Origin of the sequence: Agrobacterium larrymoorei (assembly GCF_030819275.1) — a bacterium.
In the GTDB taxonomy this organism is placed as follows: Bacteria; Pseudomonadota; Alphaproteobacteria; order Rhizobiales; family Rhizobiaceae; genus Agrobacterium; species Agrobacterium larrymoorei_B.
In genome coordinates this window covers 1,958,260-1,972,314 of record NZ_JAUTBL010000002.1, presented here as the reverse complement: position 1 = coordinate 1,972,314, position 14,055 = coordinate 1,958,260, and the positions used below count along the sequence as shown (strand labels likewise).

10 protein-coding genes and 1 tRNA gene are annotated in these 14,055 nt (G+C 58.3%); 7 read left to right on the top strand and 4 right to left on the bottom strand.

What is annotated here, in order from left to right:
• Window positions 1-270 precede the first annotated feature (270 nt).
• Entirely contained in the window at window positions 271-693 is a 423-nt protein-coding gene (locus tag QE408_RS18175) for a secondary thiamine-phosphate synthase enzyme YjbQ (protein ID WP_306933584.1), read from the top strand.
• A 127-nt stretch (window positions 694-820) separates the two neighbouring features.
• Window positions 821-1,165: a hypothetical protein gene (locus QE408_RS18170; protein ID WP_062426460.1), complete on the top strand. Its 345-nt coding sequence runs from the start codon at window positions 821-823 to the stop codon at window positions 1,163-1,165.
• Between the two features lie 118 nt (window positions 1,166-1,283).
• Here the strand turns inward: QE408_RS18170 and QE408_RS18165 are convergent, their stop codons facing one another.
• Complete coding sequence (locus QE408_RS18165) at window positions 1,284-2,018, bottom strand: SIMPL domain-containing protein (RefSeq protein WP_306933581.1); 735 nt, start codon at window positions 2,016-2,018, stop codon at window positions 1,284-1,286.
• A gap of 181 nt (window positions 2,019-2,199) precedes the next feature.
• On the opposite strand from QE408_RS18165, the gene QE408_RS18160 reads away from it, so the two are divergent.
• The 3 genes from QE408_RS18160 (at window position 2,200) to QE408_RS18150 (ending at window position 4,496) form a co-directional block, all read left to right on the top strand.
• Window positions 2,200-2,275: transfer RNA gene (locus tag QE408_RS18160), tRNA-Ile, on the top strand.
• A gap of 128 nt (window positions 2,276-2,403) precedes the next feature.
• Window positions 2,404-3,690 carry an RDD family protein gene (locus QE408_RS18155; RefSeq protein ID WP_306933580.1) on the top strand — a complete coding sequence of 429 codons (1,287 nt, stop codon included), beginning with the start codon at window positions 2,404-2,406 and terminating at the stop codon, window positions 3,688-3,690.
• A 353-nt stretch (window positions 3,691-4,043) separates the two neighbouring features.
• Entirely contained in the window at window positions 4,044-4,496 is a 453-nt protein-coding gene (locus QE408_RS18150) for a hypothetical protein (RefSeq protein WP_306933578.1), read from the top strand.
• A 64-nt stretch (window positions 4,497-4,560) separates the two neighbouring features.
• Here the strand turns inward: QE408_RS18150 and QE408_RS18145 are convergent, their stop codons facing one another.
• Window positions 4,561-5,808 carry an AGE family epimerase/isomerase gene (locus tag QE408_RS18145; protein ID WP_306933576.1) on the bottom strand — a complete coding sequence of 416 codons (1,248 nt, stop codon included), beginning with the start codon at window positions 5,806-5,808 and terminating at the stop codon, window positions 4,561-4,563.
• 188 nt (window positions 5,809-5,996) lie between these two features.
• Between QE408_RS18145 and metH the strand changes: the two genes are divergently transcribed.
• On the top strand, window positions 5,997-9,770 hold the full coding sequence (gene metH / locus QE408_RS18140) for a methionine synthase (RefSeq protein ID WP_306933573.1): 3,774 nt from the start codon (window positions 5,997-5,999) through the stop codon (window positions 9,768-9,770).
• A 300-nt stretch (window positions 9,771-10,070) separates the two neighbouring features.
• Here the strand turns inward: metH and QE408_RS18135 are convergent, their stop codons facing one another.
• Window positions 10,071-11,198, bottom strand: a complete 1,128-nt coding sequence (locus QE408_RS18135; RefSeq protein ID WP_306933571.1) for an S-(hydroxymethyl)glutathione dehydrogenase/class III alcohol dehydrogenase — start codon at window positions 11,196-11,198, stop codon at window positions 10,071-10,073.
• An 87-nt stretch (window positions 11,199-11,285) separates the two neighbouring features.
• Complete coding sequence (locus QE408_RS18130; RefSeq protein WP_306933569.1) at window positions 11,286-12,224, bottom strand: DMT family transporter; 939 nt, start codon at window positions 12,222-12,224, stop codon at window positions 11,286-11,288.
• A gap of 307 nt (window positions 12,225-12,531) precedes the next feature.
• Here QE408_RS18130 and glmU point away from each other — a divergent pair, with 307 nt between their 5' ends.
• Window positions 12,532-13,893: a bifunctional UDP-N-acetylglucosamine diphosphorylase/glucosamine-1-phosphate N-acetyltransferase GlmU gene (glmU, locus tag QE408_RS18125; RefSeq protein WP_306933567.1), complete on the top strand. Its 1,362-nt coding sequence runs from the start codon at window positions 12,532-12,534 to the stop codon at window positions 13,891-13,893.
• Window positions 13,894-14,055 lie beyond the last annotated feature (162 nt).

Genomic DNA, 14,055 nt, shown 5'->3' with positions numbered 1-14,055 from the left:
CTGGACTGCAGGTGGGCCGCTCTTTGAAGGGAAGAGTTTGGCCGGTGGAAATCCCTTGTTATCTCTCTCCTTCCAGGAGAGGGTGCAAAGGTCCCAGAGCCGTTGTCTTGCATTTCAAGAAGAGTGCATATTCCAAGTTCTTCTGCGCTTGCAAGGCAATTCATAGATCGTCTCGTTCGTGGGGAGTGCGCCCAGTACGCACAGACTTTGCCCATAGCAATCAACAACGTTTCGCTTTTACTTCGGTTCCAGCAGTAGGAAAGAATAATTATGCCGCAGAAAATGATCGAACTGACCACAAGGGGACAAGGTCTTTATGAATTCACAGATCAAGCGGCTGCATTCGTGAAGAACGCCGGGGTGGAGGAGGGCCTGTTGACGGTCTTCGTGCGGCATACGTCTTGCTCGTTGATCATACAGGAGAATGCCGACCCGGATGTGCAGCGCGATCTGAAGACGTTCTTCTCCCGCCTTGTGCCGCCCTCCAGCGATCCGGCGATGCGCTGGGTCGTTCATACCATGGAAGGACCGGATGATATGCCCGCGCATATCAAGGCAGCGCTGACTCAGGTTTCGATCGGCATTCCCGTGTCTGACGGGCGTATGGTGCTTGGTACGTGGCAGGGCATCTATCTCTTCGAGCATCGGGATCGACCGCACCGGCGCGACGTGATGCTGCATCTTTCTACGTAAGACGTGCGTTTTGCCTGAACGACGGGTGAATGACCGGTTCTGATAATGTTCAGCAGCACTTGATTAGCGTCTGCTCAATCGGTCTGGCTGGAATGCCAGGCCATGGTTTAGAAACGGAGCAAGACCCATGATTGGCAACTTTGTAAAAGCAGGTTTGGCAGCCCTTATTGCACTCGGCGGCGTTTCCGCCACAGCCACCAGCGCCTCTGCCGATGGTTTCCGGTACGGCATGTATGTTCAGGATGGCTACCGCCATGGTGGCCATGGCGGCCCAGGCTGGGGCCGTCCGGATCGTGGCCGTGACCGCTGCTCGCCTTGGCTTGCGGAAGAAAAGGCAAGCCGCATGGGCATTCGTCGCGCCCGCGTCGTTGACGTTTCGCCGCGCCGCGTGGTTGTCGCCGGCTTCGACCGCTATGGCCGCGACCGTGTCGTGTTTGCCAATGTTCGCGGCTGCCCTGTCATCCGCCGCTAACGGCTGATCGATCAGGATAATGCCCCCGTCATGAGAATGGCGGGGGCATTTTTGTTTCTGCGAACAGACTATGTTTTTTGCAGGGGAGGACGCGTTTATGAGACGCGCCCTTTCTGGGTTACTGTTCGATCGCGAATGTCACGTTGACGTTGACGACATAGGTGTTTTCCCCTGCGGCAATCGGCACGCTATCTTCCTTTTGCATGGTGGCGCGCATCATCGGTGCGGGGACTGGCAACGGGCGAGGGCTGTTCTCGCTGATTTCCAGAACGCGCCCAACCTTCACACCGGCTGCTTCGGCCAGCGTCTTTGCTTTCGCAACGGCGTCCTCAACAGCCTTCTTGCGTGCATCGGTGAAGACCGCTTCCGGATTGTCATTGGTAAAGGTGATATCGCCGCCCTGATTGATCCCGAGCTTCACGGAAGTATCGAGGATCCCACCAAGCTTGGTCAGGTCGCGGACGCGCACCGTCAGCCCGTTCGTCACCTGATATCCGGTAATTTCCGGCGGGATATAAACGCCATCCTTCGGCTCGAACTGCTTGTAGACGGGCTGCACCGAAAAATTCGAGGTCTGCAGATCGCGATCGGCAATACCGGCCTTCTTCAACGCCGCCTGAACTTCGGTCATCGCCTTGTTGTTTTCGCTCAAGGCCTCAGCGGCCGTTTGCGCCTGCTTCAAGACACTGAAGGAAAGAACGGCCATGTCGGGAGCGGTAGAGGCGTTGCCTTCGCCGGAAACCGTAATCGTCGCTTCGCGTGGCTTGGCGTCCTGCGCAACGGCTGCAAATGGAGCGAGCGCAGCAAGTGTGACGGTTCCAATCGCAATCGAACGAGCCAGTCTGGATACCATGAAAAAAGTCCTCTGTTGATGTCCCTCTACATCCTATGGCTTTAGATTATGAGACTATTACGGCATAGATTGTGTCAGCCAATTTTCAACGGCTTGTCGCACCGGAAAAATTGCGTTAGAGCGAGACCCACGCACCGGCTGGACCATTGCAGCCCTGCGCATCGACGCGTTTTGCTTCGAAGGGCCTGTAGCTCAATGGTTAGAGCCGGCGGCTCATAACCGCTTGGTTGGGGGTTCGAGTCCCTCCGGGCCCACCATTTTTCTTTTTCCAAGTGGATAGCAAAGCTCTTCGCGCGAGGGTTTAGGCGTCTTGCCTACCGGTGCTGCCCTTTACGGGGTGAGAGTGCCTTGCTAAAGCTTGCGTGGGTGAGCGGGGTACAGCGCAATGGCGATTTGGTATTACACCATCGGGCCGAAGCGCGCGGGGCCTGTCGGCGAGGAGACAATTCGCCGTCTGATCGAAAGTGGTCACATCTCCCGCGACGACTACCTCTTTCATGAGCAAATGACGGACTGGGAAAAGGCCGGTCTCAACCCTATTTTTGCCGATAGCTTTGCAACGCTGCCTCTCGGGTCTGAGACAAAACCTGTCGGCCCGGAACAGGTGTTTGTACCCGCACATCCTTGGCGCCGTCTGTGGGCAAGGCTTTTCGATCTATTGATGATGTCACCTTTGTTCACGGTTCTTGGACAAGAAATCTGGGCTGCTTACCTCCATTTCCATGGAAACCGGGCCGGTCTTATCATTGCGGCATTCGTCCTGTATCTGATGCTGATTACTCTCGTTGCTATGATACCCGCGTTCTGCTTGGCATGGTTTGGTATGACGCCGGGCAAAGCCATATTTGGCGTATGGGTGCCTACGCCTTGTAAGAGTATTCGTCTGCGCTTCAGATATTACTTCCGCCGTGAGTACAGGGTGTGGTTTTCGGGTTGTGCCTTGGGCATCCCTCCATTGTTCATCGCGACGTTCCTTTTCCAATATAGTCGGCTGAAGGCCGATGTAGCCGCGAGCTATGACATGGAGCGGCCGAGGGTAGTGGCCGTTCGGCCAAGCCGCATCGCGGCTTTTATCATGGTGCCGTTCATGCTGCTTCTTGTTAGCGGTGCTGTTGTCAATCTGAGCAACTATCGCTTCGACAAAAGGACCAGTGCGAGCCATAGCGCTCTTCCCGTTTCGTCTTATGAAAGTGTCCCGGTCGATCGCATGGTCGCACCAAATTTGACACCGGCCGACTCGACCAAAACATGGGTCAATCCAAAGACGGGCAGAGGCGCCAAGATTAGCGAAATCTGGCAGATCCCTTCTAATAGTTCCCCTAAAGACAACTTCTTCTTCCTGGCGCCAACGTTGGGGACGACAGCACTGATCTCCTACGAGCGTGTTCGGACTGACAGTGTCGATCCGGCGGCCTATCTGAAGGATCTGGAAAAGCGCGTCGGCCATATCATGAAAGCGACCTCCGGTTGGGGCACGGCCAATGTCAACGGCGTGCAGGTCATGCGGTTGTCTGGAATCGCCATGACTGCAGCGGAAAGCCAGGCCGAACTGACCTTTTTCATGAGAGGTGGAAACGCTTGGCTGGCCTTGATAGTCATGCAAGGGAATTCCGAATTGCAGTCGATCGAGAAAAAGAATTTTTTGAGTGCGATATTTGGAACAGTCAATTGAGTGGACATCCGTTCTCATTGGCCCATGGCCAGCCGCCAATGTACGACTAAGACAAGCCGCAAGTGTCGCGGACCTAGGCCATCCGCCTCGCCATGGTGATCATACTGCTTGTTCTCGCTTTCGTATTCGTGGTTCTGATTTAGTGACGGCCGTGTGCGATAGGCCAGAGGTGGCGACCAAACGTTTGATGGTCTCTCCGGTTCGGAGTGTTCCTGTCACGCCGACTTTATCGCGTCTCTCTGTGCCGCTTCGCGTTTAGCGCGCTATAAGGGAAACGAAGCATGCGTTTTGTCGACGGCCTTAGGAGAAAGAACACTGACTGACATCTTGTCCTACATCGCGGAGCGTCGTTCATGATCGTCGGTATTGTTCTGACGGTCGCTTTGCTGTTGTTTCTGATGGCTTTTCCGCGACATCTGAAACCGGTTGTGGCAGCGCTTGCCGTGGTGTGGCTCTCACTCGGAGGCTGGGTGTTGTTCGACTGGATCCGCTCCGGTGAACGGCTGGAAAAGATCATTGCCACGGCGGCCTATGACCCGACCTGCCGGGATGAGAATGCGCCGATCCGGGTGAGCTTTCAGAACACCAATGATGTCGCGGTCGAGCGGCTGACCTATACGCTGGAAGGTTTTGAGCCTGCCTTTCGCGCGCCGATTTCGTTGGAGGCTTACCAACCGAATGAACGGCGATTGGGGCCGCATGAGAGCTATGCCGCCTGCCGGCCATTTCGGTTGCGCAGCAATGAGCAAGCCGATCCCGCGCGGCTGGAGTGGCGGGTGACGGTGAATTCGGCGGATTTCGAGTGAGCTTTTGTGATGGAGCGGCGATAGCGTCTGTGGGCTTCGCCGCGCCATTTGTCACGCGCTTCAATCAGAAGCGCGCGCCTTTTTCGGCGATCATCTTCGTCAGGCTGCCATCCGCGGGGAAAAGCGGGATGAGGCAGGCCTGAAGGGCGTGGTAGATATCGCCCTTGCCGGGGAAGAGGGTGTTGGCCGGAACGAGGTCTTCCGTCAGCTCCTCATGCCAGCCGCCGAATTGATGATCGAGAAAGTTATTGGCGATCGTGCTCCAGATGCGGCGATAGCTGTCTTCGTAGAACTCGTCGGCGGGCAGGTGCTCGTTGAGGAAGTGGGCCGCACCGGCTGCTTCGCACATCGGCCACCAGAGCTTTTCCGTCTTGGCGGGCGTGTTGTCCCAGTCGAGCGTATAGAAGAAGCCACCTTTTTCGCGGTCCCAGCCGAGCGCCATGGACTGGACGAAGAGTGACTTGGCAGCTGTCGGCATCCAGTCGTGCTTGCGGTCTCCGAGGATCCACAGCTGCAGGATGAGGCGCGACCATTCCAGCCAGTGGCCGGGCGTGGAGCCTGAGGGGCGGAACATCTCGTTGCCGCGATAATCCTTGTCCAGTACCCAGTTCTCGTCGAAATGTTCCGGCACGCGGAAATCCAGTGCACCTGCGGCGCGGCGGATGATGAGATCGGCGATGCGTTCGGCTTTCGAGAGATAGGCCTTGTCGCCCGTCGCTTCGAAGGCGGCCATCAGGGCTTCGGTCAGGTGCATGTTGGAGTTCTGGCCGCGATAGTTCTCGATCGGCGACCAATCGCGGTGAAACTCTTCTTTGATGGCGCCATGCTTCTCTTCCCAGAAACGGGTTTCGAGAACCTCGGTGATATCGGCCAGCATCGCATCTGCCAGTGGATGGCCGACGACCTTGGCGGAAGAGGCGGCGAGAAGCACGAAGGCATGGCCATAACCCTGCTTGGTGGCGTCGGCAGGACCGTTATCATCCACCTGCCAGAAATAGCCGCCATGCTCCTGATCGCGGTGCCTGTTCCACAAATAGGTCATGCCATGATCAACGATATCGCCGCAGCCGGGGCGACCGAGCAGGTGGCCGATAGAAAAGCAATGCACCATGCGGGCGGAGGCATGAATGCCGCGCACCGGATTGTCGGAAGACAGAGGCGCGCCTTGCCGGTCGAGATCGAAGAAGCCGCCTTTGGGATTGACCGCGCGATACTGGAAGAAGTCGAACAGGCCTTCCGCCTGCTTTACCAGCCATTGGCGGTGCCAGGGCAGCGTGCTCCAATAGGCTTTCGTGCTTTCCGTCTCGGTCATCCATTCCTCCTTTGATGCGCTGATGGAGGATACCTATATCTTTGAGGCGCGAGGGTGTCATCCATACCGGAAATTTCCTACGTTGTTTCTCGCACGAGAGCGGCCGAATTTGCGTGATATGTTGACATAAAGATATCTTTATGTGACTTGATGTCTGCTGATTTGCAAAGAATGAGGAGTGAGTGCCGATGTTTGACGATCTGTTTGGCCCTTTGGGCGGCAAACGCGACGGCGCGGAAATCCTGAAAGCGCTGAAACAGGCGGCTCAGGAGCGCATCCTCATTCTCGATGGTGCCATGGGCACGCAGATCCAGGGTCTTGGATTTGACGAGGACCACTTCCGGGGTGATCGTTTCATTGGTTGTGCCTGTCATCAGAAGGGCAATAACGACCTCCTGATCCTGACGCAGCCGGATGCGATCGAGGACATCCATTTCCGCTATGCCATGGCGGGTGCGGATATTCTGGAGACCAACACGTTTTCGTCGACGCGCATCGCGCAGGCAGATTATGAAATGGAAGGCGCGGTTTATGATCTGAACCGCGAGGGTGCCTTCATTGTGCGTCGCGCTGCGCAGCGCGCCGAGCGCGAGGACGGTCGCCGCCGTTTCGTTGCAGGCGCCATCGGCCCGACCAACCGCACCGCGTCGATCTCGCCGGATGTGAACAATCCCGGCTACCGCGCTGTCAGCTTCGATGATCTGCGTCTCGCCTATGGTGAGCAGATCGACGGTCTGATCGATGGCGGCGCCGACATTATCCTGATCGAGACGATCTTCGATACGCTGAACGCCAAGGCTGCGATCTTCGCCTGCGAGGAGCGCTTTGCTGCCAAGGGCATTCATCTGCCGGTGATGATTTCCGGCACGATCACCGACCTTTCCGGCCGCACGCTGTCGGGCCAGACGCCGTCGGCCTTCTGGAACTCGGTGCGTCACGCCAACCCGTTTACCATCGGCCTCAACTGTGCGCTTGGCGCAAACGCCATGCGTCCGCATTTGCAGGAACTGTCGGATGTGGCCGATACCTTCATCTGCGCCTATCCGAATGCCGGTCTGCCGAACGAGTTCGGCCAGTATGACGAAACGCCGGAGATGATGGCGGCACAGGTTGCCGAGTTTGCCCGCGAAGGACTGGTCAATGTGGTGGGCGGCTGCTGCGGCTCGACGCCGGAGCATATTCGCGCTATTGCGGATGCCGTGAAGGGTTTCGAGCCGCGCAAGGTGCCGGAACACAAGTCCTTCATGTCGCTGTCCGGTCTTGAGCCCTTCGTGCTGACCAAGGACATTCCCTTCGTCAATGTCGGCGAGCGCACGAACGTGACGGGCTCTGCGAAGTTCCGCAAGCTGATCACGGCTGGCGATTACACCGCGGCACTGGCCGTTGCCCGCGATCAGGTGGAGAACGGCGCACAGATCATCGACATCAACATGGATGAGGGCCTGATCGACAGCCAAAAGGCCATGGTCGAGTTCCTTAACCTGATTGCCGCCGAGCCGGATATTGCCCGCGTGCCGGTGATGATCGACAGTTCCAAATGGGAGATCATCGAGGCCGGTCTGAAATGCGTTCAGGGCAAGTCGATCGTCAACTCCATTTCGCTGAAGGAAGGCGAGGAGAAGTTTCTCGATCAGGCGCGTCTGGTGCGCAATTATGGCGCTGCCGTTGTCGTCATGGCGTTTGACGAGGTGGGGCAGGCGGATACCTATGAGCGCAAGGTCGAGATCTGCACCCGTGCCTATAAGCTCCTGACGGAGAAGGCCGGAATTCTGCCGGAAGACATCATCTTCGACCCCAATGTCTTCGCCGTTGCGACGGGTATCGAAGAGCACAATAATTACGGTGTGGACTTCATTCAGGCCACCAAGACCATCCGCGAAACCATGCCGCTTGTGCATATTTCCGGCGGTGTGTCGAACCTGTCCTTCTCCTTCCGCGGCAATGAGCCGGTGCGTGAGGCGATGCATGCGGTCTTCCTTTATCATGCGATCCAGGTCGGCATGGATATGGGCATCGTCAATGCGGGCCAGCTTGCCGTTTATGAGAGCATCGATCCTGAGCTGCGCGAGGCCTGCGAAGACGTGGTGCTGAACCGCCGTGACGATGCGACCGAACGGCTGTTGGAAATCGCCGAACGCTTCCGCGGCGCTGGCGCCAAGGAAGGCAAGGTTCAAGACCTGTCGTGGCGCGAACTCCCCGTTGAGAAGCGGCTGGAGCATGCTCTCGTCAACGGCATTACCGAATATATCGATGCCGATACTGAGGAGGCGCGCCAGCAGGCGGCCCGTCCGCTGCATGTCATCGAAGGTCCGCTGATGGCGGGCATGAATGTGGTCGGCGATCTTTTCGGTTCGGGCAAGATGTTCCTGCCGCAGGTGGTGAAATCCGCCCGTGTGATGAAGCAGGCCGTTGCCGTCCTTCTTCCCTATATGGAAGAGGAAAAGCGCCTGAATGGCGGCGATCAGCGTAAGGCTGCCGGCAAGGTGCTGATGGCAACCGTCAAGGGCGACGTGCACGACATCGGCAAGAACATCGTCGGCGTCGTTCTCGCCTGCAACAATTATGAGATCATCGATCTCGGCGTCATGGTGCCGGCCACCAAGATTCTCGAGACGGCTGTGGCGGAGAAGGTCGATGTCATCGGTCTTTCCGGTCTCATCACGCCGTCGCTGGATGAAATGGTGCATGTGGCCTCCGAGATGGAGCGCATGGGGCTGGACCTGCCGCTGTTGATCGGTGGGGCGACGACCAGCCGTGTCCATACGGCGGTGAAGATCCATCCGCGCTACGAGAAGGGGCAGGCGATCTACGTGACCGATGCCTCGCGTGCTGTCGGCGTGGTCTCCGCGCTGCTGTCGGAAGACCAGAAACCAGCCTATATTGACGGCATTCGCGCGGAATATGCCAAGGTTGCGGAAGCCCACGCCCGTAATGAACGCGAAAAGCAGCGGCTGCCGCTGTCTCGCGCTCGCGAGAACGCGCAGAAGGTGGATTGGACGAACTACCAGCCGGTCAAGCCGCACTTCATCGGCACCAAGACCTTCGAGAGCTACGATCTCGAAGAGCTGTCGCGCTATATCGACTGGACGCCCTTCTTCCAGACCTGGGAGCTGAAGGGCCGTTTCCCTGCTATCCTGGAAGATGAGAAGCAGGGCGAGGCGGCGCGTCAACTTTACGCCGATGCGCAGGCAATGCTGAAGAAGATCATCGAGGAAAAGTGGTTCCGTCCCCGCGCCGTCATCGGTTTCTGGCCAGCAAATGCAGTGGGCGACGATATTCGTCTGTTCACCGATGAGAGCCGGACTTCTGAACTCGAAACCTTCTACACGCTGCGTCAGCAGCTTTCCAAGCGCGACGGGCGGCCCAATGTGGCATTGTCGGATTTCGTCGCGCCGAAGGACAGCGGCATTGCCGACTATGTCGGCGGCTTCGTGGTGACGGCGGGCATCGAGGAAGTGGCCATTGCCGAACGCTTCGAGCGCGCCAATGACGACTATTCCTCCATTCTGGTCAAGGCACTGGCCGACCGGTTTGCAGAGGCCTTTGCCGAGCGCATGCATGAGCGTGTACGCAAGGAGTTCTGGGGCTATGCGCCGGGTGAGAGCTTCAGCAGTGAGGACCTTGTTGGAGAGGCGTATGCCGGTATTCGTCCAGCCCCTGGCTATCCTGCGCAGCCTGACCATACGGAAAAGGACACGTTGTTCCGTCTGTTGGACGCAACAAACCAGACGGGTGTGGAGCTGACGGAGAGCTATGCCATGTGGCCTGGGTCATCTGTCTCGGGCCTCTATATCGGCCATCCTGAGAGCTATTACTTCGGCGTTGCCAAGGTGGAGCGGGACCAGGTTGAGGATTACGCTCGGCGCAAGGGCATGGCGGTGAAAGAGGTTGAGCGTTGGCTTGGGCCGGTGCTGAATTATGTGCCGGTGGATGCGGCAAAGGATGTTGAGACGGTGGCTTGAGTCGGGCGCGGGCTGTCTGCGTGCTTCGCGTTTGCGGCGGCGCCCCCCTCTGTCCTGCCGGACATCTCCCCCTCAAGGGGGAGATCGGGTGGGGCGACCGCTCGGTCATCTCTGAAGTTTCGGATAAGTGGCGGACGTTTCTTCTTGCTGATCTCCCCCCTTGAGGGGGAGATGTCCGGCAGGACAGAGGGGGGTATCCTTCCGCCATCTCGCACGTCAAAAAGAAAGAGGGGCATCGCAACCCCTCTAAACCACCAGCGCGGAAACCCTCTCAGACCTCCGCGCCGTTTATTCCTCACATCAATAGACCACGACGCCGCGGATGCTCTCGCCCTTGTGCATCAGGTCGAAGCCCTTGTTGATGTCGTCGAGCGGCATGGTGTGGGTGATCATCGGGTCGATCTGGATTTTGCCTTCCATGTACCAATCAACGATCTTCGGAACGTCCGTGCGGCCGCGCGCGCCACCGAAAGCCGTTCCCATCCAGTTGCGGCCGGTGACCAGCTGGAAGGGGCGGGTGGAGATTTCCTGGCCGGCGCCTGCAACGCCGATGATGACCGATTTGCCCCAGCCGCGGTGCGAGGCTTCCAGCGCCTGACGCATGACCTTTGTGTTGCCGGTGCAGTCGAAGGTGTAATCTGCGCCGCCGATCAGGTCGCCATTGCGCTTCGTCATGTTGACGAGATAGGGCACGATGTCGCCATCGACTTCCTTCGGGTTGACGAAGTGCGTCATGCCGAATTTCTCGCCCCAGGCCTTGCGCTCAGGGTTGATATCGACGCCGATGATCATATCCGCACCGGCAAGACGCAGGCCCTGAAGCACGTTGAGGCCAATGCCGCCGAGGCCGAAGACGATCGCCGTCGAGCCGATCTCGACCTTTGCGGTATTGATGACCGCACCGATGCCGGTCGTCACGCCACAGCCGATGTAGCAGACCTTGTCGAAAGGCGCGTCGGGGTTGATCTTGGCAACGGCAATTTCCGGCAGGACCGTGTAATTGGCGAAGGTGGAGCAGCCCATATAGTGATGGATCTTGTCCTTGCCGATGGAGAAACGGCTGGTGCCGTCCGGCATTACGCCCTGGCCCTGCGTGGAGCGGATGGCCGTGCAGAGGTTGGTCTTGCGCGAGGTACAGGAATAGCATTCGCGGCATTCCGGCGTGTAGAGCGGAATAACATGGTCGCCCTTCTTGACCGAGGTGACGCCGGGGCCGACGTCGACAACGATGCCAGCGCCTTCATGGCCGAGGATCGCGGGGAAGAGACCTTCCGGATCGGCACCCGAGAGGGTGAAATCGTCCGTATGGCATATGCCGGTTGCCTTGACCTCGATCAGCACTTCACCGGCGCGCGGGCCTTCGAGCTGAACGGTCATAACTTCCAATGGCTTGCCGGCCTGAACGGCGACTGCGGCGCGAACGTCCATCGTCTCGTCTCCTTATGTATTTGTCATTCGTGAAAGCACGTTTTGCCCGACGTGGGCCTCATGAACAAGTGTAGTTGCGGCAAATCTTCAAACTTCCGCGACCTCTGTGATCTTGATGCGGCGAGCGCTCAGCCTCTCACGCCAGATAATGAAGAGGCCAGATGTGACGATGATGACGATACCGAGCCATTTGGACGGCGTGGGAAAATCGGAGAACAGCATGTAGCCCAGAATGGTGGCGGAGATGATCTCGAAATATTGAAACGGCGCCAGAAGCGACACCGGCGCAAGACGAAAGGCCTTAACGACGAGCAGGTGCATGTAGCCGGAGATCGAGCCGAGAAGGATCAGGAGAACCAGGCCGTGATCCCAGCCGGGCAGCGACATTTCAAAATTGGCGTCACCGAATGCGCTGCCGATCAACAGGGCACCGCCCATGAAAATCGTTCCGGCAATGCCCGCCATGGTCTGCATCACCAGCGGGCTGTCACCCTCACCAATCGCCCGGTTGAGGAAGAGATAAAGCGTGAAGAGAAAGGCGCAGGCGACCGGCAGAAGCGAGGTGAGGCCGAAGAGTTCGAAGCTCGGCTGGATGACGATCATCGCGCCGATGAAGCCGACCGCAATGGCGCTCCAGCGCATCCATCCGACTCGCTCGCCGAGAAACAGCGCCGACATGATGGTCAGCAGAAAGGGCTCGACGAAGTAGATGGCGAAGACGTCGGCAAGCGGCATGTATTTGACGGCTGCAAAGAAAGTCAGGCTCGCGGCTGCATGCAGCACGCCACGCAAGAGATTGAGCCAGGGGCGCTTGGCATGGATCAGCGATTTTGGCGACATGAAGAGCAGCAGCGGCATCGTGCAGACCAGCTGAAAGAAGAAGCGATAGAAGGTCACCTGACCGGGGGACATGCCGGCATGCGCCATATATTTCGCAATCGCGTCCATGACCGGCAGCACGATCATGCAGGCTGCCATGATGAGCATGCCGCGGACCGGCTGGCTGACGCTGTGCGAAGAGGACATGTGGAATTTCCGCATTTCGGGATGGAATGTTCGCGGCAGACTAGAGGATTCGCTGGCGGTTGAAAGCGCGTTCTCGACTTTCACTGGCCTAAAGCGCTGTGCGTCCTAGTGGACGCACAAAGGACGCTTTCCCTTTTTGGATCGACGCATCGTGCTTTCCGAAAATCGAGTCCGATTTTCGGGCCGATGCTGTAGCCGCGCCCGCCATCACGTCGCTTTTCAAGCCGTCACGCAATTTCCATGGTTTCTTTATCGTCGAGCGGTTATAGCGGGCAAAAGACATCCGATGCTTGGAATGGAGATATCAGTGGAACGCACCTGTCTTGCCGTCATTCTCGCCGCCGGTGAAAGCACGCGCATGAAATCATCCATGTCCAAGGTTTTGCACCCGGTGGCTGGCCGTCCGATGATCGCGCATGTGATGCAGGCAGTTTCCGGCGCTGGTGTCTCCGCTGCCGCTCTCGTCGTCGGTCGCGATGCGGACAAGGTGGCGGATGCCGCACGCGTCGCGGGCGTTTCAGTCGAACCCTATCTGCAAAAGGAACGGCTCGGCACGGGTAACGCGGTGCTTGCGGCGCGCGAAGCCATCGAGAAGGGCTTCGACGACGTTCTCATCGCGTATGGTGACGTGCCACTACTGACGGCGGAGACGCTGAACCGGGCGCGCCAGGCACTGACCGACAATGTCGATGTCGTCGTTATCGGCTTTCACACCGACAAACCAACGGGTTACGGGCGTCTTCTGGTGCAGGATGGGGAGCTGGTCGCCATTCGCGAAGAGAAGGATGCGAGCGACGACGAGCGTAAGGTCACATGGTGCAATAGCGGCTTGATGGCGATCAATGGTCGCCGGGCGCTCGATCTGCTTGACCGGATTGGCAACAACAATGCCAAGGGCGAGTATTATCTGACCGATATCGTCGAGATCGCCCGCGCCAATGGCGGCAAGGCCGTGGCTGTCGATGCGCCTGAGGGAGAGATGACCGGCTGCAACAACCGCGCCGAACTCGCCATCATTGAGAAGCTCTGGCAGGAGCGGGCGCGTCATCAGTTCATGATCGACGGGGTTTCGATGATTGCGCCGGAGACCGTCTTTCTTTCCTGGGATACGAAGATCGGCCAGGACGCGCTGATCGAGCCGAATGTCGTTATCGGCCCGGGCGTCACCATCGAATCGGGTGCCGTCATTCACGCCTTCTCGCATTTGGAAGGCGCGTATGTCAGCGCCGGTGCGACGGTTGGTCCCTATGCGCGGCTGCGCCCGGGTGCCAATCTGGCGGCGAAATCCAAGGTCGGCAATTTCTGCGAAATCAAGAAGGCCGAGATCGGCGAGGGGGCCAAGGTCAATCACCTCACCTATATCGGCGACGCCTTTGTCGGCGCGGGCAGCAATATCGGTGCGGGCACGATTACCTGCAATTATGACGGCATCAACAAGCATGAAACGCGGATCGGAAAGAATGCCTTCATCGGCTCCAACTCCGCGCTCGTGGCACCCGTAAGCATTGGTGACGAGGCCTATGTGGCGTCCGGCAGCGTGATCACCGATGACGTTCCGGGTGATGCGCTGGCCTTCGGTCGGGCACGCCAGGAGGTGAAGGAAGGTCGCGCCAGCGTGCTTCGCGCACGCGCCCAGGCGATCAAGGACGCCAAGAAGAAACCGGCGTAAGCTTCTGACAAAGGTAACGAATAGACATTGAAAGTGACCGCGGTTGCGATTGCGGTTTTTGCGGAAATCGCTACGACTTCCGCCAATGAAAAAGCATCAGGATGACGACGCGACTCGGTTTCCCGGCGCGTCGGATGCTCACCAAAATCTTTGGAGAATTGT